General features: G+C 46.3%; 21 protein-coding genes. 10 read left to right on the forward strand and 11 right to left on the reverse strand.

The window, feature by feature from the left end; all coding sequences use genetic code 11:
- The first annotated feature begins 63 nt into the window (after positions 1-63).
- The 6 genes from QUA42_RS13495 to QUA42_RS13520 all read left to right on the forward strand — a co-directional run bounded on the left by QUA42_RS13495 (position 64) and on the right by QUA42_RS13520 (position 7,222).
- On the forward strand, positions 64-1,317 hold the full coding sequence (locus tag QUA42_RS13495) for a DNA replication/repair protein RecF (protein WP_333137708.1): 1,254 nt from the start codon (positions 64-66) through the stop codon (positions 1,315-1,317).
- 148 nt (positions 1,318-1,465) lie between these two features.
- Positions 1,466-1,864, forward strand: coding sequence for a photosystem II protein Psb27 (gene psb27, locus QUA42_RS13500; protein ID WP_333137738.1), 399 nt, complete (start codon positions 1,466-1,468; stop codon positions 1,862-1,864).
- 473 nt (positions 1,865-2,337) lie between these two features.
- Positions 2,338-3,981 carry a family 10 glycosylhydrolase gene (locus tag QUA42_RS13505; RefSeq protein WP_333137709.1) on the forward strand — a complete coding sequence of 548 codons (1,644 nt, stop codon included), beginning with the start codon at positions 2,338-2,340 and terminating at the stop codon, positions 3,979-3,981.
- A gap of 558 nt (positions 3,982-4,539) precedes the next feature.
- Positions 4,540-5,139: a polysaccharide deacetylase family protein gene (locus QUA42_RS13510; RefSeq protein ID WP_333137739.1), complete on the forward strand. Its 600-nt coding sequence runs from the start codon at positions 4,540-4,542 to the stop codon at positions 5,137-5,139.
- A gap of 165 nt (positions 5,140-5,304) precedes the next feature.
- Positions 5,305-5,871, forward strand: coding sequence for a restriction endonuclease subunit R (locus QUA42_RS13515; protein ID WP_333137710.1), 567 nt, complete (start codon positions 5,305-5,307; stop codon positions 5,869-5,871).
- Positions 5,872-5,944: 73 nt separating this feature from the next.
- Entirely contained in the window at positions 5,945-7,222 is a 1,278-nt protein-coding gene (locus QUA42_RS13520) for a bifunctional sterol desaturase/short chain dehydrogenase (protein WP_333137711.1), read from the forward strand.
- A gap of 129 nt (positions 7,223-7,351) precedes the next feature.
- Here QUA42_RS13520 and QUA42_RS13525 read toward each other — a convergent pair whose 3' ends face one another.
- Positions 7,352-7,951 (reverse strand): glyoxalase-like domain protein, encoded by a 600-nt coding sequence (locus QUA42_RS13525; RefSeq protein ID WP_333037013.1) that lies wholly within the window; start codon positions 7,949-7,951, stop codon positions 7,352-7,354.
- Between the two features lie 120 nt (positions 7,952-8,071).
- Between QUA42_RS13525 and QUA42_RS13530 the strand changes: the two genes are divergently transcribed.
- Positions 8,072-8,476 carry a gamma-glutamylcyclotransferase gene (locus tag QUA42_RS13530; protein ID WP_333137712.1) on the forward strand — a complete coding sequence of 135 codons (405 nt, stop codon included), beginning with the start codon at positions 8,072-8,074 and terminating at the stop codon, positions 8,474-8,476.
- 22 nt (positions 8,477-8,498) lie between these two features.
- Here the strand turns inward: QUA42_RS13530 and QUA42_RS13535 are convergent, their stop codons facing one another.
- From QUA42_RS13535 to QUA42_RS13545, 3 genes are read right to left on the reverse strand one after another with little or no spacing between them, the layout of a single operon-like run.
- The gene (locus QUA42_RS13535; RefSeq protein ID WP_333137740.1) at positions 8,499-8,846 is read right to left on the reverse strand and encodes a winged helix-turn-helix domain-containing protein; all 348 of its coding nucleotides are present in this window, start codon (positions 8,844-8,846) and stop codon (positions 8,499-8,501) included.
- A gap of 6 nt (positions 8,847-8,852) precedes the next feature.
- A complete protein-coding gene (locus QUA42_RS13540; protein ID WP_333137741.1) occupies positions 8,853-9,236 on the reverse strand; it encodes a response regulator transcription factor in 384 nt (127 codons plus the stop codon).
- A gap of 54 nt (positions 9,237-9,290) precedes the next feature.
- Positions 9,291-9,884, reverse strand: a complete 594-nt coding sequence (locus QUA42_RS13545; RefSeq protein WP_333137713.1) for an ATP-binding protein — start codon at positions 9,882-9,884, stop codon at positions 9,291-9,293.
- A gap of 222 nt (positions 9,885-10,106) precedes the next feature.
- Here QUA42_RS13545 and QUA42_RS13550 point away from each other — a divergent pair, with 222 nt between their 5' ends.
- A complete protein-coding gene (locus QUA42_RS13550) occupies positions 10,107-12,485 on the forward strand; it encodes an NACHT domain-containing NTPase (RefSeq protein WP_333137714.1) in 2,379 nt (792 codons plus the stop codon).
- Positions 12,486-12,652: 167 nt separating this feature from the next.
- Here the strand turns inward: QUA42_RS13550 and QUA42_RS13555 are convergent, their stop codons facing one another.
- The 3 genes from QUA42_RS13555 to QUA42_RS13565 form a co-directional block, all read right to left on the reverse strand.
- A complete protein-coding gene (locus QUA42_RS13555) occupies positions 12,653-13,258 on the reverse strand; it encodes a zf-HC2 domain-containing protein (RefSeq protein ID WP_333137715.1) in 606 nt (201 codons plus the stop codon).
- Between the two features lie 140 nt (positions 13,259-13,398).
- Complete coding sequence (locus QUA42_RS13560) at positions 13,399-14,058, reverse strand: sigma-70 family RNA polymerase sigma factor (RefSeq protein WP_041622468.1); 660 nt, start codon at positions 14,056-14,058, stop codon at positions 13,399-13,401.
- Between the two features lie 107 nt (positions 14,059-14,165).
- Positions 14,166-14,657 (reverse strand): molybdopterin synthase catalytic subunit, encoded by a 492-nt coding sequence (locus QUA42_RS13565; protein WP_190659969.1) that lies wholly within the window; start codon positions 14,655-14,657, stop codon positions 14,166-14,168.
- Positions 14,658-15,298: 641 nt separating this feature from the next.
- Here QUA42_RS13565 and QUA42_RS13570 point away from each other — a divergent pair.
- Entirely contained in the window at positions 15,299-15,700 is a 402-nt protein-coding gene (locus tag QUA42_RS13570) for an SH3 domain-containing protein (protein WP_333137716.1), read from the forward strand.
- Positions 15,701-15,837: 137 nt separating this feature from the next.
- On the opposite strand, the gene QUA42_RS13575 is transcribed toward QUA42_RS13570, so the two are convergent.
- Entirely contained in the window at positions 15,838-16,818 is a 981-nt protein-coding gene (locus QUA42_RS13575) for an aspartate carbamoyltransferase catalytic subunit (protein WP_333137717.1), read from the reverse strand.
- A gap of 630 nt (positions 16,819-17,448) precedes the next feature.
- Between QUA42_RS13575 and QUA42_RS13580 the strand changes: the two genes are divergently transcribed.
- Positions 17,449-17,667, forward strand: coding sequence for a DUF4327 family protein (locus QUA42_RS13580; protein ID WP_193973492.1), 219 nt, complete (start codon positions 17,449-17,451; stop codon positions 17,665-17,667).
- Positions 17,668-17,832: 165 nt separating this feature from the next.
- Here the strand turns inward: QUA42_RS13580 and QUA42_RS13585 are convergent, their stop codons facing one another.
- The 3 genes from QUA42_RS13585 to QUA42_RS13595 all read right to left on the reverse strand — a co-directional run bounded on the left by QUA42_RS13585 (position 17,833) and on the right by QUA42_RS13595 (position 25,092).
- On the reverse strand, positions 17,833-19,074 hold the full coding sequence (locus tag QUA42_RS13585; RefSeq protein ID WP_333137718.1) for a protein kinase domain-containing protein: 1,242 nt from the start codon (positions 19,072-19,074) through the stop codon (positions 17,833-17,835).
- An 808-nt stretch (positions 19,075-19,882) separates the two neighbouring features.
- A complete protein-coding gene (locus QUA42_RS13590; RefSeq protein WP_333137719.1) occupies positions 19,883-22,189 on the reverse strand; it encodes a serine/threonine phosphatase in 2,307 nt (768 codons plus the stop codon).
- A gap of 347 nt (positions 22,190-22,536) precedes the next feature.
- The gene (locus tag QUA42_RS13595; RefSeq protein WP_333137720.1) at positions 22,537-25,092 is read right to left on the reverse strand and encodes a DHH family phosphoesterase; all 2,556 of its coding nucleotides are present in this window, start codon (positions 25,090-25,092) and stop codon (positions 22,537-22,539) included.
- Between the last annotated feature and the right edge of the window lie 74 nt (positions 25,093-25,166).

A 25,166-nucleotide genomic window follows, 5' to 3' on the forward strand; every position in this document is an offset into this window, starting at 1 on the left:
GTAAAATGCGCCCGGTCGTGCACCCTACGATGGCTGTATTACCAATTACCAATTACTAATATTATGTATTTGAAAACGCTGCACCTACGGCAGTTTCGGAACTACTTCGATCAAAAGGTAGCGTTTGACGCTCCCAAAACCATTTTAGTAGGAAATAACGCGCAAGGAAAATCTAACTTGTTAGAAGCGGTAGAGTTGCTTTCTACCTTAAAAAGCCACAGGGTAGGGCGCGATCGCGATTTAATACTCGACTCAAAGCCGATCGGGCAAATTGATGCTACACTCGAACGTCAAACCGGAGCGATCGACTTAGCTTTAACTCTTCGCTCTGCGGCGCGTCGAACACTGAAGATCAACGGTGAACCACTGCGGCGCCATTTAGACTTTTTGAGCGTCTTAAATGTAGTGCAATTTTCTTGTTTGGATTTGGACTTAGTGCGCGGCGGACCCGAAGGAAGGCGCAATTGGATCGATCGCTTAGTCATCCAGTTAGAACCGATTTACGCTCACATTTTGCAGCAGTACAACCAAATTTTGCGCCAGAGAAACGCTCTGTTGAAACGTTCTAAAGAACTCCGCAAAGCTGAATTTTCCGACAGTTTTGACAAAATGCGATTTATGACACCCGAAAGTCCCGAACCGGAAAATACAGAAGACTTCCCAATCGCCAATTCCCAATCGCCAATTCCCAATTCCCAATTCCCAATCCCCAATTCAGAATTAGCTTTGTGGGACGCGCAGTTGGCGACAGCGGGCGCTCGCGTCATCCGCAGGCGCGATCGAATTTTGGAGCGTTTGATGCCTTTAGCTCGAAATTGGCACCGTTCAATTAGCGGTTCTGCCGAAGTTTTAGATGTGAAATACGATGCTAATATTGAAGTAGGGGCGGAATTAATCGCTAAAGATAATCTCGAAGGAGTGCGACAAGCATTTTTAGAGAAAATTCAAAAAAGGGCGATCGCAGAACAGTTTCAAGGAACTACTTTGGTCGGCCCCCACCGCGACGACATTACATTTACAATTAACAATACCCCAGCTCGTCAATACGCATCGCAAGGTCAGCAGCGAACTCTGGTATTAGCATTAAAATTAGCCGAACTGCAGCTTATTGAAGAAGTCGTCGGCGAAGCGCCTTTACTATTGCTCGACGACGTACTTGCAGAACTCGATCTGAGCCGCCAAAATCAACTTTTAGAAACAATTCAAGAACGATTTCAAACTCTGATTACTACAACTCACCTAGGCGCTTTTGATGCTCAGTGGCTGCGACAAACCCAAATTCTCTCCGTCGTTGCTGGACAAATCAATCGATTTTAGATTTTAGATTTTAGATTTTAGATTGACAAATTTTCTGTTTCATGGTATTGACACAAAAAAATTGTATAAAGTGGCATTATTAGCTCAATTCGAGATAGGATAAAGGTTAATTTTGATTGCCGCTTTCGCTTCCATTTTTCTAAACCTTATGAAGCATTACATTTCCCGTCTGTTAGCCCTGGTATTAGTTGTTGTCATCGGCGTAGCGGGCTGTACCAATGTTCCGGCCACTCTGAGTGGAGATTATGGCCAAGACACATTAGCATTAGTGAAGAGCTTGAGAACAGCGCTCACTTTGCCAGAGGGCACGCCGGAAAAAGCAGCCGCTCAAGCCCAGGCTCGCACAAGTATCAATGATTTTTTTGCTGCCTACCGCCGCGATCCCGCTCTTACCAAGCTGGCCTCTTTCACGACAATGCGCACGGCATTAAACTCTTTGGCAGGACATTATAGTTCCTATCCAAACCGTCCCGTTCCTGAAAAATTGAAAAAGCGTCTTGAGTCAGAATTTCAGCAGATTGAAGCTGCTCTTAACAGAGGAGCTTAATCTCAAAATTTAGGATCAAGGATAAATTTTAACAATTCATCTTCATCCTTGATATTTGAGTGTTAACAATTTTTAGTAGAAATATCAACTGCTTTTAGCGCCCACTGTATCCAGGCGCTTTTTTATGCAGCATTTAGGGAAAAAATACAGAAAAATTGAACTGGATATGATATCAAATCCGGGCTTTTTACCCCCTTTATTTTTGAGTCCGCGAAGGCGCGTGCCTGCGCGCCAACACTTAGGCCAAGGAAATTTTGTATAACATAGCAGCGATTTAATCGCGGAGTCTTATGTTACCCGATCGCCCTTATTGAATTTAAATAGCCGCCAGATAGAATTTGCATTGTGCGATCGACTTGTGCCATAACTAAGTCAACCGAAAAAAGTAGAAAATTTGTAGCTGCTTGTTGAGCGCGATCGCATTTTTGCGCTCGTCACCCAATTTAAACCAGAAAACCCCATTCCATTCTCCCATGAAAATTGCACCAACTCGCATCGCGAATTTTCAACACCAGCGACGCTTTTTAAGTGCGGTAACTGCTGTTTTAACCAGTAGCTTCATCAGCCAGCTTGTTTGGCCGTTTATCGGAAATCAACCAGCTTTTGCCCAAACATCAGCCTATTGTCAATTATCCCAAGAACAGGTCAATCAAAAAGAAGACTTGCGCCGCGCCGCGCTCTCGGGAAAACAGGAATCTCAGCAAGCATATTTTGCTGTTTTGAACAAACACGCGCGGGAAATAGCAGAATGTCGCCAAAAAACTTGGCCGGAAACCCAAGCAGTTTGGCTGCGTTTGTATCCCTGCGATGTCAGACCCGGAGAACTCGATCGAGTATTAGACAAAGTTGTGAATAAAGGCTACAACCAAGTCTATGTTGAAGTGTTTTACGATGGTCAAGTGCTGCTCCCAGTTGCAGACAACCCTACGGCTTGGCCTTCTGTTTTGAGAAATCGCGGTTACGAGAAATACGATTTGTTAGAAAAGGCGATCGCCAAAGGCAAACAGCGAGGTTTAAAAGTTTATGCCTGGTTATTTACCATGAACTTTGGCTATAGCTATGCTCAACGTGCCGACAGACAGCAAACCCTCGCTATCAACGGTAAAAATCAGACAAGTTTAACAGTAAGTGAAGGCGCAGCAATTAACGAGGACTTCGGAGAAGTTCCGGGCAATCAAGCCTTTATCGACCCCTACAACCCACAAGCCCGGCAAGACTATACTTTGTTAGTAAATCAAATAGTCAAGCGCAAGCCCCAAGGAATGTTGTTCGACTACATTCGCTATCTACGGGGCATTGGACCCGCTTCAGTTGCTACCAAAGTTCAAGACTTGTGGATTTACGGCCCAGCATCGCAGCAAGGTCTTTTGCAGCGGGCTAGCAATCAGCAAGGGCGAGATTTAATTCAGCGATATTTGACTAAGGGATTTATCAATACTAATGATGTTCAAGCAGTCGTCAAACAGTATCCAACTGAGCGAGAACCTCTTTGGCAAGGGCGAATTCCGCAGGCGATGTCAGTATCAACTCCACCTTCTAGAAGGGAGAATGCCGCATCAAGATCTGCCTCAAGAACTCCCGCGGCTAACAAGCCAAACGCTGCAACTGCCACATCAAAACCGACACCGCCACTTCCCGATACTGGCATTCTGCAAAAAGACCTCTGGAAACTGAGCGTTGCTCACGCAGTCCAAGGGATTTTAGATTTTTTGGGAATAGCAATTCAACCAGCTCAAAGGATGGGAATTCCTGTAGGAGCGGTATTTTTTCCCACTGCAAATCAAGCGATAAATCAAGGGGGATATGATTCGAGATTGCAGCCTTGGGACAGCTTTCCGGCTGCTGTAGAATTCCACGCCATGTCTTACGGAAATTGCGGCGATGTAAGCTGCATTGTGCCACAGGTGCAGCGAACAGTGAGTTTAGCGCCTGCGGGAGCAAAAATTATTCCTGCCATTGCTGGAGATTGGGGAAAACCTCTCAGAAATCGGCCGTCTTTGGAGATTCAAATGCGGGCAATTCGCTCGGCGACTCCGCAAATTAATGCGGTGAGTCATTTTGCTTTTGGGTGGCAAGAACCGGAGGATGAAAGGGCACGGCAAACTTGCCGATTGTAGATAGTCCTTGACAGATAGGGTGTCATCACGTTGTTTTATTGTCGGGGAAAGAGTCTGAAAGTGTAGATTTTTTATTAAAAAACCGGGTTTTGATAGCGGAAAGGGTGGCTAGCCACGATTGATTTGCTTAAAAAAACCCGGTTTCTGCCTAAGTCTAGCTTTAGTGCGATCGAAGTTTTGCAAGAAAAATAATTTACCAAACTTTTAAGCTAGCAGAGCAATCAGGCATAATGGGATTGTTCAAAATAACTCCTATACCTGATGAGTCGCAAAGGCAATAAAAAACGGGGTATTAAAACCGTTATACTTATCGGATTGAGCATTACAATTTCTCGGGTGGGGGAAAACAGAAAAACCGCCAATTAAAATCCGCTAATACCGATCGCACCCGTTGAAAATCCCCCCCCAAACCTGCGGAAACCCCGAAAACTAAAAACACCCCCTTCTCCCCCCGCCACTCCCTCTCCCAAACCTCCCGAACAACCTTTAGTCTTCGCACCGCCCGCGCAATTTCGCAGCCAAATTGTTTATAAAGCCAGTATTAACAACTCAAAAGTTATCGCCCTGACATTTAACGATGGCCCTTCGCCTGAAACTTTGAAAATATTAGAAATTTTGCAGAAACATCAAGTTGTGGGCACATTTTTCTGCTTGGGTGCAAATTTGCGGGAGTATCCCGAAATTGCGAAAAGAGTTGTGCAAGCGGGAAATGCGATCGGCAACCATACTTGGCATCACTATTCTCATAATGTTACCGAAAAAACAGCCTCAGATGAAATAGATAATACTGGTGTTCATATTTATCGATCGAGTGGGGCCAAAAGTTTCTTGTTTCGCCCCCCTGGTGGCCGCTTAAATAACGGTTTGGCAGCTTACGCTCAAAAGAAGAATTATGTAGTGCTGATGTGGTCGATCGACCCTAAAGACTTTTTGCAACGTCCGGCCGCTGCGATCGCCAATAGCGTGCTATCCCAAGCGACATCGGGGGCGATCGTATTGTTGCACGACGGCGGCGGCAATCGCCAGCAAACAGTCGAGGCACTATCTGCAATTATTCCCAAACTCAAACAGCAGGGGTATCGTTTTGTAACCGTGCCGCAATTGCTGGAAATGCAAGCCACGCAAAAACAGGGAATTGCCGATCGCAAATCCCCATGAACAGACATCTCAGCCAAATCTGCTTTATCTGCATTTCATCTGCGGTCAACAATCAAAATTCTGCTAAACTTATTATTAATAACGATAAAAACCTTTATTAATATCTTAACGCAAAAACTTCAAGCAAGAGATATTAACCTCCGCTATCTAATCGATAACTTCGGCTTGCAGCGAGTTCGTAACAGCGAATTTTTCCGAGCAGGGCAAGAAAAATTGCCCGAAGTAACAGACTCAGAAAAACAATTGCTCGATCGCGTCCAAGACATATACTTCAGCTTGGTAGACACCCCGCCTGTATTGGAAAATGCCGTCAAGCTAACAATCATCAGCCCTATTTTGTTTATTGCGGGTCTGTATGAGTCTCCTTTTCAAGTCAAAGCCGAAAAGTCTATCTCCCTTCAAGAGGAAGACGAATGCAGAATCATCGAAGGCAGAATAGATATCCTAATTATCAAAGCAAACTTGTGGGTTACATTAATTGAATCCAAACAACTTTCGTTTTCAACTGACGAAGCACTTGCCCAAATCCTGAGATATATGCTGGCAGAGTCCGATCCTGAAACTCCTACTTTTGAAATGATTTCTACAGGTGCTAACTTCTCTTTTGTCAAGTTAGTTAGAGGCGAAACTCCCCAGTATGCGCGATCGTCGGAATTTGTTATTTCCAATCCCGGCAATGAATTGTACCGGGTTTTGCAGATTTTAAAACGCCTGAGTCAACTTCCAGACTAGCAATAAAAGCCATTTTGAGTTATCTTTCAAAGCAGACAATATCTAATATGTCAAATTTCAAACTGGTGCGAGCATGGTAAATTACTCGATAGTCGGCGCTGTGGCAATAGCTTCTGTCTGCTGGGCAGAAATAATACGAGACTTTTATCACGTCGTGTCCCATTATTGGACACCCCTGCAAAAGCTGCACACTTGGCATCACCGCGTTTTCCGCCCCAATTTGACCCCCGTCAGCGAGACAATTTACAAGCAAGCACACTGGCGTCACGACGTGCCCGAAGCTGCGGCGATGATGGTTTTGGGCTTGTTGCTGTGGGTTGTAGCTTATTTTGGGCTGCCGGAATATCACTGGGGCGCAGCAGCAGGCTGTATTTATACTTTAGGCTTTTTGTTGAGCGCGATCGCCCGCGGGTGCGGCATCAAAGGCGCAGACGAATTAACCGACATCACCCACCAACCGGGAGACTTTCTGACTCCCCCTGGCAAGTGGTTAGTTAATAAACCTTATCACTGGCGGCACCACTTCGACAATCAAAATGCTTACTATTGCGGTACTTTCACCTTAATAGATAAACTTATGGGTACAGCACTTTCTCTCAAAGGCAAAACTGTAGCCGTCACCGGTGCATCGGGAACTTTAGGTCGTTCGCTTCTCAAACACCTGCACAAAGCTGGTGCAAAAGTGATCGCCCTCACCTCTGGAAATGAGGAAATTACTTTAAATTTAGACGGCGAAAGTTTACCTATAAAAACCGTAACTTGGCAAGCTGGCCAAGAGGCAGACTTAGCCCTATTTTTAGAAAAAATTGATATTCTCGTCATCAATCACGGGATTAATGTACACGGAGAAAGAACAGGAGAGGCGATCGCAAACTCCTACGAAATTAACACTTTTTCCGCCTGGCGGCTGATGGAACTCTTTTTCTTAACAGTCCGCACTAACGAAAACATCGCTTGCAAAGAAGTCTGGATCAACACTTCCGAAGCAGAAGTAATTCCCGCTGTAAGTCCCCTGTACGAACTCAGCAAACGCGCCCTTGGAGATTTAGTCACCCTGCGCCGGCTGGACGCGCCCTGCATCGTTCGCAAACTGATTTTAGGGCCGTTTAAAAGCAACTTAAACCCGATCGGCATCATGTCGCCAGATTGGGTAGCGCAGCAAGTTGTCAAACAAGCTAAAGCCGATGCGCGGAATATCATCGTGACAATTAATCCTTTGACTTTTATAGTTTTTCCAGTCAAAGAGTTTTTTGTTTCTCTCTACTTCCAAATTTTCAGCCGGAAAGCGATTTCCGAGATTAAAGCAGCGGCGGTTTCGGAAAAATCAAGCGTTGAATCTAAGATTAATTAATGAACAAGAAACCCGGTTTTTTAGATAAACCGGGTTTCTAACTTGGGATGTAATACCCCTTTGATTCTTTTGTCCCTCTCTGCAGAGACTAAATTTTGTGTACGATCGGTTTCAAGAGCCGAGTCTTATCTAATTACTAACCTCAGCCATTTCAATTACCCGGCCGTCATAATCCTTGACCAAAAAATTCAGCGGCTTTTCCCGGCGAATTTTATAACTAATGCCCCGAGTTTGTACCCTCATCAATAGCTGATCCAAACATTCGCGATCGAAACAAACGTGACGCGGGCGATTTTTTTCCCCTACACCGGCCCCGCTAATAATGTGCAGTTGGGTATTTTTCATCAACTGATACCACAAACCCTCGGGACTCCCCATCGTTTGAGAGCTCGTTGCCCTCCCGACATTCGGCGACAAATACAGCGGATCGATACCAGTTGTCCCCAAAGTTTGCTCGTAATTGTAGTAGTAGTGCAGCGGCACTTCGGCTACGGGCAGGTTTAGCATACCTTCATAGAACTCCCTCGCTTGTCCGAGATCCGATACCATTACCGTGTGTACCTTCGGAGCACTGGTGAGAAACATCCACATCGCCCCCGCATAGGCCGCCAGCAGCATTACCATAATCCCTTGAGTCGAAAACAAGCTGTCAAGGGGCAGGGATGGCAAGAAAGAACTCAGGTGTAAAGGGTGAAGTCCAAAAGCAATAAAACTAACTGCTAGAGTCATGAATTATAAGAAAGGGTAAACAACGAAATTTATCAAGATTGCTGTCGCGATCGCCCGCGAGACTTAAACTATTAGCTTAGCCATCTATGTTAGCAAAAACTAGCGGTTAAGCCATACCCGATGAAAGTCTTTGTATACGGCACACTCAAACCGGGGGAGTGCAACTACCTCCGCTACTGCGAAGGAAAAGTTGTGGATGCTTGCCCCGCCATCGCCCGCGGTCAACTTTTTGCGCTGCCGATCGGCTATCCTGCGATGATGGCTGGAGATGGCACAGTCTGCGGTTTTCTCCTCTGTTTCGCAAACTCGGCTATTTTGGAAGATTTAGACCGACTTGAAGACTATCATCCGCTGCGGGAACCGACACAAAACGAATATCAGCGGGAAGAAATCGAAATCTTCGATCGACATCTCAAATCTTTAGGCACGGCTTGGGCTTATTTCATGTTACCCGATCGCGTTCGTTCTCTGAGAGGCATCTGGCTGCCCGACGGCACGTGGGAAAATAGGTTTTTCACCAAATAAGCCGTTAATGCTGATGAGCTGACTAAATTGCCATTGGCGTGCGATCCTCTTCGAGGGCTTCGCTAACGGGCGGATCGAATTTGTAACCGAAACCCCGAATAGTTTTAATAAACTGCGACCCCGTAGCATCAACTTGAATCATTTTCTTGCGAATCTGAGCGATATGTACGCTAACAAGTTGGTCTTCTCCTGTGTCGTCGCAGTTCCACCCCCAGATTTTTTCGATTAGCTGTTGGCGACTCCAAGATTGACCGGGATGACTTGCCAAAAAATACAATATCTTAAATTCCAAGGCTGTTAACTTGAGCGTGCGATCGTTGAGTGTTGCTTCCCGACGTGCTGAATTGAGCGCGAATTGATCGAAGACAATACGTTATCAAGTGACAGACCTCATGCGTCTCAACACAACTTCTATACGAATTGCCAACTCGGCCAGAGCAAATGGTTTGCAGATATAGTCATCAGCGCCAGCAGAAAGGACTTTAAGTTTATCAGCTTCGTCTGTGCGGCTGCTTAACATGATCACAAAAACATTAGTACGGCGCTGCATTTCCTGGCAGAGGTGGTAGCCTGTAGTATCCGGCAAATTCCAATCAAGAACGACTAGCAGGGGCTTTAATTTGTCAAACAATGCTAAAGCAGTCTCGCCATCTGCTGCCGAATATACTTGATATTTATGATTTAAAAAGCGATGAATTAAATTGCGGATGGATGGGTCATCATCTACAATGAGAATCTTGGGAGTAGTATCAGTAATCATCACAAAAAAGTTCCTTTTGATTGTCAATGGACAACTGGCAATTTCAGAACGGCGTTAGTGAAGAGTAAAGCCCAGGTCGTTCCAAATAACTGGCAATTCTTCAATCAACTTGGCTTGGAGGTCAAAAGGCTCTCCCATATCCCAAATGTTGACTTCTAGGCGTTCGTTAAATACGGTTATTTCAAGGTTGATCGGAGTTTCTAAGGGCAGATTTTTGTGGGCGTGGCGAACAGCATTCGTAAACCCTTCGATCGTAGCAAGTTTGCACTGCTGCAATACTGCTTCGGGAATACGTAGATAGTCTAAAAAAAACTGCTCGACCCACCATAAAACTTGAGCAACACTCTTGAGGTCAGTATTTAGTTGAAGGTTAATTGTTTTAGTTTGCTGGTGACAAGTTCTATGAAATGAACCAATTCGTTGTTTTTGGAACGGCAAATTAAAGGCATTTAAAACATGAATTGCCTGTTTAAAATAACCCAAATGAGTGGTATGTTTGGGTGGCATTAGATCAAAGGGAAAATATTTTACAATTAACAGACAGTTTCGCCCCTCAGAAGTGCGGGTATAACTTAGCTCATCGGCAATTTTGCTAATTAGTTTTATACCTATTCCACCTGACGGTATTTCCTCTGCATTATTTCTCATTTTTCCCTCCTTAGTCATCATTTAATGGGTGTTTTTCACATACAAAAAATAGTGGCATTCTGAACAATAAATTTTGCATGATTTATGCCTGACTTTTGACGTATGCCGTGCAGTTGTTGTCAGGATCATTTTCTCTTTGTTGCTGGGGTCTTGACAAACTCAGTTTGCGATCGCTAAACTGAGCGAAAACAGACATTGACAATTAGAGAAGTAAATTATATAATGACGACCCTCAAAGCCTCTGAGGAGGGATTAGTAAAAATTAGGCAAGCTAGAAGAGAAAGGGGCTCGACGATAGAAGACCCCAAATGGTTAGTAGAAGCTAGTCAAACATTAGAACCCGATCGAACTTGGACAGAAGCCGGGCCCTATGCCGATGGCCTGTCGCTGCCAACTTGGAGGCGTTTTTTACGAGGAAGAGAACCCATTAAAGCTAATGCTTTCAAGGCTTTCTGTACGGTTTTGCAGTTGAATTGGGAAGAAATTGTTGATCGTCCTCCACCAGAAAATCCGCAGCCACGGAATTTAGACATTGATTCCTTAGTGCAAGAAATACGGCAAAAATGCCACACCAAAATCCAACAGCTATACAGCAAAATGCAACTGTTGGATATTGCACAGCCCGTTGATGTCAGCAACCTGTACGTTGAAGTCAACATTTTGGAGGAAATTACCAGTTGGCAGCCGGGAGAAATTCGCGATTTACTCAGAGACTTCAACCCAGATGCGGATAACTTTAACCGCTTGGGATTAGGTAAAGTATGCCAGAAACGAGTACCAGGATTGGATGCGGTGAAATCTCACTCTAAATTGATGGTACTCGGCAAACCTGGTTGCGGTAAAACTACTTTTTTGAAACACATCGCCATTCAATGCGATCGCGCCAAATTTGAAGCAAACAAAATACCGATTTTTATCTCTCTGAAAAACTTTGCTGAAATCACTAATCTTGACTTATTAGAATATATCAGCGACGAAATTGCCAGTTACGGAGTTGAGGCGCGATCGCAAACTGAATCTGTACTTAGTCAAGGCCGAGGTTTGATTTTATTGGACGGCTTAGATGAAGTGCCCGAATCGGATAGCGATGCAGTCGTCAGACAGATTCGTCAGTTTGTCCAAAAGTATTACAACAATCAGTTTATTATTACCTGTCGAATTGCCGCTGCTAAGTACCGATTTCACGACGAAGCCTTTACCTGTGTTGAGGTAGCGGATTTTAATTGCGAGCAAACCGCTGCCTTTGCTAAAAATTGGTTTGCAGCATTTTCCCAGAATCTTGAGGCAGGGAAAGCTTTAGCTTCTCAATTTGTAGACACGCTGACACTGCAAAAAAATCAGCAAATTCGAGAACTAGCAGTAACGCCAATTTTGCTTAATCTGACTTGTTTGGTATTCCAAGCCAAAGCAGATTTTCCATCCAACCGAGCCAAGTTGTATGACGAAGGAATGGAAATTATGCTCAGAAAATGGGATGAGACTAGAGGCATTCAACGGGATGAAGTTTATCGAGATTTAAATTTTTCCCGCAAACAATATTTACTTGCTTTTGTGGCAGCTATTACTTTTGAGCAGGGCGATTATTTTTTTGAAAAAAATACTGTTCAGCAATTGATTGCCGACTATCTGGCTAACTTACCCGATGCCACAACTGACCGCGTTCAGTTAGAAATGGATAGTGAGGTTGTCCTGAAGGCGATCGAGGCACAACATGGATTATTAGTGGAGAGGGCAAGAGGGATTTATTCGTTTTCTCATCTAACATTCCAAGAGTATTTGACTGCTACAGAAATAGTTCATAATTCCGCTCCACAAGCTTTGGGAAAACTGGTCAGTCACCTGACAGAGAAGCGTTGGCGAGAAGTTTTGTTGTTAGCAGTTGGGATGTTGCAAAAAGCTGATGACTTGTTGCTGTTAATCAAACAGCAAGTTGATGGACTGATCGCTAAGGATGAGCAGTTACAGCAATTCCTACTGTGGGTCAACCAAAAATCCCTTTCTGTTGATTTTCCGTACAAACCTGCGGCCGTGAGATTCTTTTACTTTTCCCTTCTTCCATGCCTTGAGCTTGCTCTTAATCGTAACCCTGAACGTTTCCTTGACCCAGCCCTTTACCTTGCCGTTAAACATACCTTTGACCCTGCTGTTGAATTTACCCTTGACCTTGTTCTTGACCTTGCTATTTTGCCTGTACTTGACGGTGCTATTGATCCAGCCCTTAGTCTTGCCCACGACATTCTTCTTGTTCCTCTTGTGGAACCTGAACTGATGCAAGCACTGCAAGAACTTAAGAAACAGCTACCTCACCCAGATGGTGACAAGGAAATATTTAGGCAATGGTGGCAAGCTAACGGACAGGTTTGGACTCGGGAATTAAGACAAATCATAATTTCCTATCGCAATATAGGTCACGATTGGCTATTTAGCGAACAGCAGAAGTCATTGCTGAAGAAGTATTACGATGCTAATAAATTGCTGGTATATTGCCTCAATAGCGGTTGTAATGTATCTCCTGCTGTGCGGCAGGAAATTGAGGAGACATTGCTGTTGCCGATCGCAAATATCAAAAAAACTGGTGAGGAGTGCGATCGCCCGCTCTAATTCCACTCGCTACCTACTCCGATATCAAGATGCGATCGCCCCACAATTCGTCATTCAAAGCCGGGGAAGTGTCAAAGGATCTATCAACCTTGAAACACTGGGAAAAATGGCAAAAGCCCCCTTTTTTAGGGAGCTTAGCAACTTCAGTTATGCTCAAAACAGAAATCCTACTGCGCCTTTGGCAATGACTTTTGAGGGGTTGCTACACCAACTTTGGGAATATCCATTATCGGTGCATTCACCCCAAGCATCAAATCGTTGGGATTAACCATCTCCACCAAAGGCTCGTTTAAAGCCATAATCAAACCGTCTGATTCAGCAGGAACGGGCGATCGAGCAAACTGAGGAGCAAACAATTGGCGATCGCCACCGACACCAGACACCACCGCAATCAACAAAGCTGCGATCGCACCTCCACCCAAAATCCAAGTTTGTTTCGGCTTGCGTTCCACCCGCTGCAAAACCTTCGTCGCCAACTCCTCGGCAGATTGTTCCGCAGCAGGCACCGGCAGTGCCTGAAAACTCTGCTGCATCATCAGCAGTCGCGAGTACAAACGCTTCGTAGTGGGGTCATTTGTCAGCCACTCCTCAACTTGCCGGCGTTCTGTCGCCGTCACTTCACCGTCGAGGTAGGCACTCAGCAATTCAAAGCGATCGCGCATCATAGTAGTTACATTGCCCTGGGCATAATTGTTGTTAACTTGAGTTTCAGCGAGTGAATCCCCGACACCTTGCTGATTCTGATTTTTATCGAATTCACAGTTACCATTCATAATTTCAGACTTGCTCTAATTGGGGAATCACGCACTCGCTACTTGAAGGATTTACTGCTTATTTATATTTTAAAAGAGAAGTTTTGATGTCACAGCAAACATCACCAAATCTTCTTAACCCGCCTCTGAAAATACTCTTGCTAATTACCATCGAGATATTTTTGCAATTCCAACTGCAATCTTTGGCGAGCTCTAGCAATTCTCGACTTGACAGTTCCCAGAGAAACTCCGGTCATTTCGGCTATTTCCTCATAGGCTAAACCTTCTATTTCTCTCAAAACAATTGTCGTGCGGAATACTTCCGGCAAATCTGCGATCGCCACCCGCAACTGGTCGTAAAATTCTCTAGTCGTCAAATCTTCATCAGGCCCCGGACTGTCTGCCGGAATTTCCCAATCAACCTCGCCATCTTCCAGAGTACGGGGTACGTCCAGCGACAGCGGAGTTCGCACCCGCTTGCGCTTCCGCAACTCATCGTAAAACAAATTAGTGGCGATGCGGCTGAGCCAGCCCCGAAATTTAACAGGCTCTTGCAAACGGTTAATATTGCGGTAGACCCGAATCCACACTTCCTGAGCCAAGTCTGCTCGGTCTTGCCAGTCAGGGGCCAAGTGATAGAGAACCCTGTCTACGTGGGACTGATACCGCTTCAACAGTTCTGAAAAGGCCGTGGTCTCAGGTCGATTTCCTTCCTGACACCGCAACACCAAGTCATAATTAGAGAGTTTTTCGGCTGGCAATTGCACTCTTTGAACGGTCGCCACAACCGCAGACCAGGACACGGAAATAAAGTCGCTCATCGGTGGAATTGGCTCATCGAACATTCCACACTTTTTGACGTTAGGAGATCGTAACAAGTTCCCCTCTTCAATCTCAAATCTCAAATCTCAAATCTCAAATCGATTGACTAATGCCCGACCACCTCGCACGCTCCAATACTAACCCAACTGCTAGAACCGTCAGCCCAATGTTCCTTTTTCCAAATCGGTACATTGTGTTTGAGCGTATCTATGGCGTACTGGCAAGCTGCAAAGGCCTCCCCCCGGTGGGGACAGCCAACAGCCACCAGTACGCTGATTTCGCCCACCTGCAAGTGTCCGACGCGGTGGTGAATAGCGACCCGATTGACATCGGCCCACTGGCGGCGGATTTCAGTAGCAATTTGCTGGAATACTCGCACAGCCATAGGTTCGTAGGCTTGATATTCTAGGGAAACTACAGCTTGACCGTCAGTTTGGTTGCGGACTGTACCGCTCATCATTACCACGGCTCCGTTCGCGGGGTCATCTGCCAAAGCATATATTTCCTCTACAGACAACGGCGCTAAGGTAATGGCGAAGCTGTCTGATTCATGCCGTTGAGGAATTGTGCCGATCGAAAGTGCAGCGCTAGAGTTCATTGCCAAAGAAGTGGTGCTGGATATGTTAATTGATCTTGACACAAATCAAGTGGCGATCGATTGATCTTGCATCCTTGTCAGGGAGACGGGGTGGCTAATCTTGAGGCTAATCTCGTAGCACGGGCCAGGGCCCGATGCCATCTTCCCGAACTTCTGCACCAGTGCGATCGGCTACACTATGACTGGCTCGAAGCAAATTAAGATCGTGCTTGAAGACGAGCCGGATGCTTGCTCGATCGAATTAACTGCCGATATTGCTGTAGCAATTCAATAAATAAGCAGCAAAATAAGTAGTGTAATTGGCAACTCAGTACAAGCAATTTCCCACCCCAATCGATAACTTCGTTCCCTTTTTAATGACACAGTTAAGTTTAATTCGGCCCGGAGTTCTGATCCGCGTCGGCAAAATTTTTAGCAGTCGATGTAAACTTTATTTATTTTTTTGTTCCGGAAAGCTACATAAATGACATGATATACCTGTGCAGGGTTCAGGAACATTAGCCCATACTCGGCAAAAGCAAGACCTTAAGGCAACGCCCTTTTGTGGCTTTTAGGAAACATAAGTTAATAATTTGGGCTGTTAATTGAGGTTTTGACCTGAGTCTGCACCAAGAAATGTTAACAACAATCACGAGGAAACTATGGAAGCACTAGCATTGAGCCACTCTTTTGTTGCTTATGAATCTCCAGAGTCCGAACTCCAGGTCAAGTCGTTAGACCAACTGGGCTTGAAAATTCCTAATTCTGCATGGATAGGCGTTGCAGGTATGGCAGTAGCCCTATCTGTTCTGAGCGTAGCTGGCGAAGCGCAAGCAAGTTGCCACTACTCCCGCTGCGGCAAGAAAAGCCATCACGGCCATCACAGCTACGCCAAAGTTGTCACGAATGGCGGCCGACTGAATATCCGCAACCGCCCCGATAGCTGTTCTCATGTAATCGGCAAGTTATATTATGGAGACCACATCAAATTGACCGGTCGTTACAAAAACGGCTGGGCACAACTCAAAGGTGGCGGCTGGGTGTCTGCGTCCTGGCTTTCCTAACTCTTAACTAGAGAAATTTACATTTCTAGAAAGAGTTTTAATCGTTACCCGGTTATACTGGGTAACGATTATTTTAAAGAGGCGATCGATCCTGAAAATCATGGAATATCCGAAATTCATGACTAACAACTAACAGTCTAAACTTTACCGCCGCCGATTAGATAAAGTAATGCCATCCGCACCGCCACGCCGCTGGTAACTTGCTGAGAAATCAGGCTAAACTGGGCATCGTCCATCAAATCCGAACTAATTTCCACGCCACGGTTAACTGGGCCAGGGTGCAACACCTTCACATCCGGCTTGCAAAGTTTGAGCCGATCGCGCGTAATCCCGTACAAAGAATGGTACTCTCGTAAACTCGGCAGCAAATGCTCGCTCATCCGTTCCTTTTGCAGCCGCAAAGTCATCACAAAATCAGCATCGGCCAAAGCAGGTTCAAGCTGCCAGTGCAAAAATAACTTGCCTTCCCTACCATCGCCACACTCAGCAAACAAAAGCGGTAGCAAAGTTGGCGGCCCGGCCAAATGAACCTCTGCCCCAGAAGCCGTTAGACTCCAAATATTAGACCTAGCCACCCGCGAATGCAAAATATCCCCCACCACAGCAATTTTTTTGCCCGCTAAAAGTTCCAGCCGCGGACTTTCGGTATCTAACAGAGCACAAATAGTAAATAAGTCTAGCAAACCTTGCGAGGGGTGTTCGTGCTGACCGTCTCCTGCATTGAGAACGCTGACTCTCGAACCCAAGCGATCCATTTCCGAAGCAATCGTGCTGGGAACTCCAGCTTGTTCGTGCCGGATCACCATCAAATCCGTTCCCATCGCCAGATAAGTTTTAGCCGTATCCAGAATAGTCTCCCCCTTCGTTAGAGAAGAACTTCCCGGCGTAAAATTTAGCGTATCCGCCGACAGCCGCTTGGCCGCCAACTCAAAACTATTGCGAGTCCGGGTAGAAGGTTCAAAAAACAAATTCGCGACCACTTGACCCTGCAGGGCCGGCACTTTCTTCGTGCGGCGGCCGAGCACCTCCCGAAAACTGGCTGCTGTTTGCAGCACCGTATCGTATTCGTCGGAGGTAAAATCAGCCAGAGTGAGAATGTGTCGCCTTGTCCAAGTCATACAATTTTAGATTTGAGATTTGAGATTTATTGAATCAAGACAGACGATGGGTTTGAAACTTGCCTGCTGACCCACGTGGGGTTTCCTAGAATGTTCGATCGACATTTAGGGGTGGCGATCAACAGTATCCAACAATTTTTGATCGCTTTTGCGGTCAGTAGAGTTATAATCAGTTTATGTAGCTCAGACCCCACTCTCACAGCGAACCCAGCGTCGAAGGTGAAACAGGTGTGGTTTACCCGCAGGAAAGCGGAAATTACGCTGTAGCAGCGAAAGCGCAGTAGTTGCAGTTTCTCCTACGCAAACTCAGCCTTGTCAAGAACAAGCCGAACGCAGCCCTTGCATCTATCACTATGTGGAAACAATCGAGGCGACACATCTCCCCCTGTCGATCGACAGCATATAGCGGGACATTTTAAAGATGATTAATTCTTTGAAGTCGGTCTTGACTCTTCAGTCCTGCTTATAGCCCCTTGTCAAAACGAACAGTGTTAAGATACAAGTTGAATATGTAGCTTCCCGACAAAAATCTACACGTATCTTGGCGAGACTGTTCTTGGCGAAACTGCGGTAAAAAGTGAGAGCTGGGAAGTGGTAATTACACAAGATTTAAACAATTCAAGAGGTATTATGAGCCAAAAGGTTATACAGCCGATGGTTAAGTTCCAGCGTCAGGTGCATTCTCTCGTCACGTCTGACATTATCAAGCCGACAGACAGTATTTGGAAAATTGCTCTACTTTACGGCGACGAATGGCCGTACTGGAAACAGCAATTGCTAGAGTTTGATTTTTCTATGCAAGACCCCGTGAGCGAGTTGATAGCTGTAGAAGCTTGGGACGAAGAATAACAGAGAAGACGGAGGACTGGGGTGTCGGAGAGAAATTTCGAGGCGATGAGGTAAATTTTCTTTCATAAATTTCCGTTGCTAAATTCTTCCCTCTTCGCTCTTCCCTTTGCCCTCTTCCTAATGACTTGTGACTTTTGGCTTTTGAGTTTTGACTTCTGACTTTTGTTAAAGCGAAGCTGCTAAAGCTCGAGCTAATTGTTGAGCAGTTTGAAAGCGATCCCCAGGCTTAGCTGCCGTGGTTCGCAAAATGGTGTCCCGCAGCTTGGGGGCGATCGTCGGAATATTTTCGAGCTTAAACCCGTAACCTCCAGCTATTTTCCCGTAAAAGTTTTGAGGGCTTTGGGCCGTCAGCAAAAAAATCAAAGTAGGCCCAATAGCATATAAATCCGACTGAGGGAGAGGCTGTCCCCGGTCTTGTTCTGGTGCGGTGTAGCCTTCAACGCCGATGCGAGTCCCTGGAGGAGTGCCGATTTCTTTAACGGCACCAAAATCCAGCACTGTAATGCAATTGTCGCGGTGGCGCACCAGCAAATTAGCAGGTTTAATATCCCGGTGGACGATCGGGGGTTTTTGAGAGTGAATGTAGTCCAAAACCTCACAGGTTTGGATCATCCACTCTATTGCTTGTTGGGGAGCAACAGGCCCACGGTTGTAGATGCGTTTTTCTAAATCCTCGCCGTGGAGCATTTCCATCACCAAGTATTTTTTGCCCCCTTCCACAAAAAAGTCAAAAAACTGAGGAATTCCCTGATGGTGGAGGGCCTTGAGAGTTTTAGCTTCACGTTCAAACAGTTCTTGAGCTTTGGCGATTTGAGCCATATCAGCATTCATTTCCTTGAGGACTACCAGAGATGCTGCTGGGGAACTTCCGGGTTGTTGAGCTTTCGCTTTATCTCGATCCCAGGCTAAAGTCGTTGTCCCCATACCGCCTTGGCCCAAAGTTCGCAGCACTTGGTAGTGACGGACTGTGCGATCGACTTTAATCGGTTCGCCGCAGTGGATGCAGAATAAATTCCCCGGCGGGTTTCCCGCGTGGGTACACCGCGGGGCGGCGAGATTGACGGTGGGGTTCGCCTCAATCTTGCCGCCGACTTCAATAGTAATCACTTGGAAATGCAGAATTGGGCCGCCCCGCGCCAACTGGATCAGGGCACCGTCGGATATCCAACCCTGAGACATGAGAATACCGTTGACCAAAGTGCCATTTGTCCCGGAATTGACTAAGTACCACTGGCTGGATCTCCCGCTATTAACTCTTTGCAATTCCAGATGCTGCCGTGACACTAGAGCATTGGGGATCACAACGTGATTGTCTGGAGAGCGGCCGATGCGAATAATGGATTCGCTCTCGAAACTCCACTGTTGTAGGGGGGTCTGTGTTTCTGGATCTAAAAGAGTCAGCAGCATTTTCGATTGATGTGGTTGAACTCCCTGATGTGGCAGTGAGAGTTGGCAGGAATTTACAGATTTGGGGCGTAGCGCTTTGAAAAATTAGAAATTAAAAATTACTTATGAGCTTCACACGTTCGTTTCAGGAAAACTTTATAATATCCTGATTATGATTAAAGATTTCATAAACAATTAAGTTATAAATAGTTTTTTGGGAACAATTATTCATCAAATTTGTTAGGGGCTGCTGGCTCCTCAAAACACAGTCGATCGACTTAACACTTGAAACTACAAAAAGTGGTAAAAAATCGCTCGAATTTTACCTAAATTTGCTGTAGGAGCAGGTTTTGATTTACCCCCCACATCTATATGTAGGGCGGGCATTTCCTGCCTATGCCCGAATTGCCCCGAGAGCGATCGCGTATAAAACAGATTTCGCATCAGCCCACCTGCTGCCTCACTTCATTTTAGTTTGTTTTTTTATTAAACTAACTTTTTCCGTAGGAGAAAGCTCTTTCAGCTAGGATGAATCCACTTACTATCAAGCCAATTTCTTTCCCATATTCTCAGAACACACTCTCAAAATTAAAGCTACTGATAAATGGTTTGCGCTCAACAGCTTTTCAGTAATCGTATGGGGCAGCAATCATTTTTTGAGCACTCAAACGGAAGCTGTTTCAACACCGGATTCCTAATCGCAGAGCAAGCAGTAAAGCCTAGTCCGGAAACGGCCGAAGCTGTATCCTTTCTCTGCAATAATTGCAGGCTTAACCCAGGCGGTATCGGGGGAAAGCGCCACCTTTGAAAAATTGGCCACATCCCGATCCTAAAATCGAAATGCGCCTACTTGCGCCCGAATGATAATTGCCGTGATATTGTCGTGACCGTTGCGTTTGTTGCCGAGTTCAATCAACTCGGCAACTCCCTGGTCCAGATCAGCTTGCGGATTCAACAGGGGTTCAAGAGTGTTCTGCCAGTGAGTTTCCAACAAATCATTATCTGTCAAGCCGTCGGAAGCCAAAATTAATAAGGTATCTTCGCACAAGTCTAAAAACTGCACGTCAGGCTTGAGAAAATTACTGTCTCGCGGGCCGAGGGCTTGAGTTAGTTGATAGGCGTCGGGACGGGCATAAGCAGTTTCCGGGTCAACCCCGCGCTTAATTTCGCGCTGACCTACTTCGTGGTCGGAGGTGATTTTTTCTAGGGTTTGTCCCTTTCTCAGTCGGTAGAGGCGGCTGTCGCCGACGTGGGCAACGGCGAATTGGGTGTCTTGAACTAAGACTGCGACTAGAGTTGTACCCATGCGGGCGCTGCCGGAGCGTCCGTCCTGTTGATTGATTTCAAAGATGGCTTTGTTGGCTAGCAGGACTCCCTGCCGGATGGTGTCTGCCGAAGGTAGTTGATTTTCCCAACGGGTTTGAAAGAATTCTCTGAGAGTTTCAGCCGCTAGTTGACTGGCTACTTCTCCGCTGTCGTGTCCGCCCATGCCGTCGCAGAGAATGTAAAGCCCTTTGGTTTGAAAAATGCGACCGAAGGAACTTTCGAGTTTGTTGAGCTGAGTCCAGATGCTGAAGAAGTCTTCGTTGTGGTCGCGCGTGCGGCCAACATCGGTGAGGCCTGCGTCTTCTAAGCTGTAAATCTGGAGTGGCATGGGCTGGGTTAAGACCTCGCCAACGTCGGGGGGCGACTCGTCGGGGCCGCGGAAAGGCCTGCGCGTCGGGGTTGAGCTTGGTGAAGGTGCGGGTTGAAGTTCGAGGGGAACTGTTTCTAGGCGCGATCGTAATTCTTCGATTGTGTTAATCTCGCCTCTGTACATTTGTTGCAGCAGTTCGAGCAAGGCGCCAAACTGAGTGCGATGATGATCGGACTGGCTAAATATCACCTGCCACAATTGCCCCAAATCTACGAGTTGCAGGTTGGAGCCGGCGGGTTCGGGATAGAGGTATTGCAGTCGCAAAGAAGCCAAGGAGAAGGAAGAGTCGGGGTTGACTCGCAAATTTGTCAGTTCCAACAAGCTTTGCCGACAGCGCCAGGGTTCTAGGGCAGCCCAGAGTTCTGTCATTTCGTGCAGCCAGTATAAAATTTGCTGGGTGGAAGTTTCGGGGTGACTCCAGCGTTCTACCAGCAGTGGCCATTGGGAGCAGTCTTCTAGGAGCAGGACTGCCTGTTCGTTGTCTGACCAGCTATCGTGAATGACTGGCAGGTTTTGAGAGAATTGCCACCGCAGTGCCAGATAAGGTTCAGCTATGCCTTGGCAAAGCTCTGCTAAGGCGGAATTGGTTGAATTTTCTCCGCCTGTGATTGCTGCGGTATAGGGGGATGTTCGTCTGGCGACGCTGGCAGAGTTGGCTGCTAGCATGGCTTTGAGGGGTGACATTTCCAGCGGCTGACAGTCCAATACTGTTACTGCTACTGTGTCTGAGCGTTTTCTCGGCGGCACGGTTTCTAGGAGTTGATAGCGCTGCTGAGTGTCTAAATAAGCTCCGGCTGGCTGGGAAGGGATTAAATATTCTGAATTGGGGATCGGGACTTCTGGAGATGGAGGGGAGGTGTCAGCTATGTTTGGGCTGTGGGGGTTGTCGGTTGCTTCCTGGATTTGTTTAGGCTGTGGTGCGGTTGTAAAATTCTGTTCAGATGGGGTTATTTCGCGCTCTGGTGCTGTAGTAGAGCTTTTTTCTGTTGTTTGAAAGGATGCTGGTGCGATCGCCCCCACGGCTACCACAGAGTCTATTTCGGCGCTGCTGAATTCGCCGTCGCTTGGCTGTGGAGAAGTTGGTTCGACTGCTGTTGGGGGTTGGGCAGGGGTGGTTATTTCTGTTTTAATGGCGTCTGTGATTGGTTCAGGAGAGTTTTGGGGCGATGCGGTTTTTGGAACTATGTCTGGTTTTTGCCGAAACTCGGCTGGGGGTAGGGTTGACTCGTCTGGCTCGACTGCTGGAAAATTCGATCGACCGCAGATAATGGCCCGCCACACTTGACCTGTTGCGACGCCGCAATTCTGACATTCTTTGGCGCTAAAAGCGACTTGGGCACCGCATTCGTGGCAAGGTTTGTAAATTAGGGAATTTCCGCATTGTTGACAAAACTTGTTTGGATTGGGATTTTCAAATTGGCAGCGGGGACAGAGAAGCATAGGGGTTTTAAATGGGAGATGGGCGATCGAGTTTGGCGGTGAGGAGTTTTGGGTTTTGGGCTGTGAGTTAGGAGTTAGGAGTTTTGGGCCTGACTCGCAACGGATAACTCCCATTGCCCTATGCCTTATTTTATCGGGATGAATTCAGAACTCAGATATTTCTTAGAACTGAGATGTTGCCTCCGTGTCAGGAATAGGCCAGTTAAGCCACATCTACAAAAACCTCTCTCGCTTCACAGGCGAGAAAGGCAGCCCCACTGGCGTTCGCGAGTGCGGGCCCGACAAGAAAAGTTATCTAATGAGGAACTGTCATCCTGCCTATGCTTAACAATGGTGCTAGATATCTGTTAGAAGGGATTTGCTGTAGAATCTTCTTGGAAAACCGTCTCTCGGGCGATCGACACAATGGTGGAGAGGGGTACTTCACAGAAATATTTCCGCCGGAATTGTTCTTCGGAGACTGCTGCTAGGAATTGCGCTGCAAAACGCGCGGCAATCGGGGAATTTGGCACTGAGAATTGAATGGATTGGCTATCTAATAAAGGTTTGGGCATTTGATCGAACGCGTCTTGCTGCTGTGGGGTTTCGGGTTGTCTGGCGATGTGGAAAGCTCGATCGCGATAATGGATTTGGAAACCGAGATATGTTAAGGTTTTGAACCCTAGTTGTAGCGATGTGTCGCTGATGCCGAGTTTTTGGCGGAGTTGCTGTCTGGTGACGGGTTTGTTGGTGCGGCTGAGGTATTTGGCGATGCCGATTAGCTGTTGGCAGATTTGCTGTGGGGGTACGAGTGGAGGTAAAGTATAGGCGATCGCGAGTTTTTTCTGAGTGTACTGTGCTTGCCGAAACCAGATCCGCAGTTCGTCCCAGCTTGCGGGGCATTCTTTGAGGACGATCGAGTTTTCGCGATCGACCTTTTCGGAATTGTAAACTAGATTGTCGATCGGCATTTGAGATTCTAAGTTTGTGCTAGCGCCTAATAACTCTTCATCGTTATTTCTATTGCGCCAGTCTACAATCCAATCTATTGGAGTCTGAGAATTTATTTGGTTGTCTTCCGTGCGTTCTTGCACGGATACGAGGCGCACTTCATACCGCGATTTGTAAGTATTAAAATCGAGTTCAACGGTTACATCGCAGCGACCTGGGGGAACTTCATTTTGATTGTGTCCCCACCAAATGCCGGGAAATCCCGTATCGCTAGATTCATCCCTAATTGTAAATTCTGTTTTTATATATTCTACTTTTTGCCCTTTCAAATCCTTAATTTTTTGATTCCACAGATTGTCAAACCAGCAGTTTTCAATTAGCAATTTGGGGACGGGGTTGCCCATGCCACACGGTTCGAGCAATTTTAATTCTTGAAATAAGTCCTTGCCTAATTCGGAGACAGTAATTTTTAAGTCGGCTTGAACGGGGGCTGCTGTTAAACTATCGGTGCTGTATTGTTGTCGCAGTTGCTGATTTACCGCATCTGTAAATAGGGGGATATTTTCAACTGGGAGACTCAATCCGGCGGCGAAAGGATGACCGCCAAATCTGTGCAATAAATGCGCTTGATCTTTGACTAATTGGTAAAGGTCGATTTGATTGGCGGAACGGGCGGAACCCCTGGCAATGTTGGATGGGGAAAGTGTTGGTGATTCTGAATCTAAGAAGGAGGTAAATTGCATTTCTGGAGAATTTTCATTAATTTTTTCGCTTCCTTCTGTGCTGAATAAAATCACGGGGCGGCCGTATTCTTGGGCGATTTGTCCCGCTACTAATCCTAATACTCCTACGGGCCATTGGGGGTCGCTGAGGACGATGACGCTAGTAGTTGAAAGGTCGAGTTTGGCTAGTTTGTTGGCTGCATCTTTGGCAACATCTTTTTGTAAAGATTTACGTCTGCTGTTGGCAATTTCGGTTAAATTTGCTAGTTCTTCGCAGCGTTTTTTGTCGCGGCTGGTGAGGAGTTCTACGCAGAAGCTGGCGTCACCTTGAATGCGGCTGACGGCGTTGATTCGGGGGCCGAGGCCGAAGGAAATGTCGGTTGGGCGATCGCCCGCTCGTTTGCACAGTTCGAGCAATTTTGCAACTCCTGGGCGGGTGGGATTTGCGATTTGTTTTTGCAGTTGTTCGATGCCGATTTGTGCAAGGTAGCGGCTGTCTCCTGTTAGTTGGACTAAATCGGCAATTAAGCCGATCGCTACTAATTCTAATAAATCTGTGAGCGGGCGCTGCGGAATATCCGGTAATGTGTGATACAAGGCTTCAACTAATTTGTAGGCTACTCCAACTCCTGACAGGTTAAATAGTTGGTGGCTTGGGGGAAAGTAGCGGGGATTGATAATGGCTGTAGCTGGCGGGCGATCGTCTGGTAATGTATGATGGTCGGTAATAATTGTATCGATGTTTAAGCTAGTCGCATATTCGATTTCGGCGATGTTTGTACTGCCAGTATCGCAGGTAATAATTAAGCTAATTCCCGATTTGGCTAAGGCATCTATTCCCGGAATGTTGAGTCCGTGAGATTCGGTTAAGCGGTTGGGAATGTAATAAGTTAGTTGGTCGTCTTGAGCAAAAAATTCTCCCAGTCCGTCCCAAAGTACAGAAGTTGAGGTAATGCCGTCAGCGTCGAAGTCTCCCCAAATTGCGACTTTTTCGCCGCTGTTTCGTGCTTGCTGGATTCTTTCTATCGCCCAGTTCATTTCTAGTCCAAATTCAAAGGGACTTGTTGGTTGGTAAAGTTTGGGATTTAAGAAACCGGGTATTTGTTCGGGATTCTGAATTCCTCTATACCAGAGAAGTGCAGCGGCATAGTTTCCGGGGAGTTCTGGTGCATGGTTTCTGACAGCTTGGATCAGCCAAGCTGGGGGTTGGGGTAAGGGTTGATTTTGCCAGTTGTGAGCGGTTTCTGTCATTCGATTTTAGATTTTAGATTTTTACCACAGATGAATCCGAGGGCTTTTTTGTATGTTAAATAAAACTTAAGCGA

The sequence above is a fragment of the Microcoleus sp. Pol11C2 genome (genome assembly GCF_036701505.1).
Taxonomy (GTDB): domain Bacteria; phylum Cyanobacteriota; class Cyanobacteriia; order Cyanobacteriales; family Microcoleaceae; genus Microcoleus.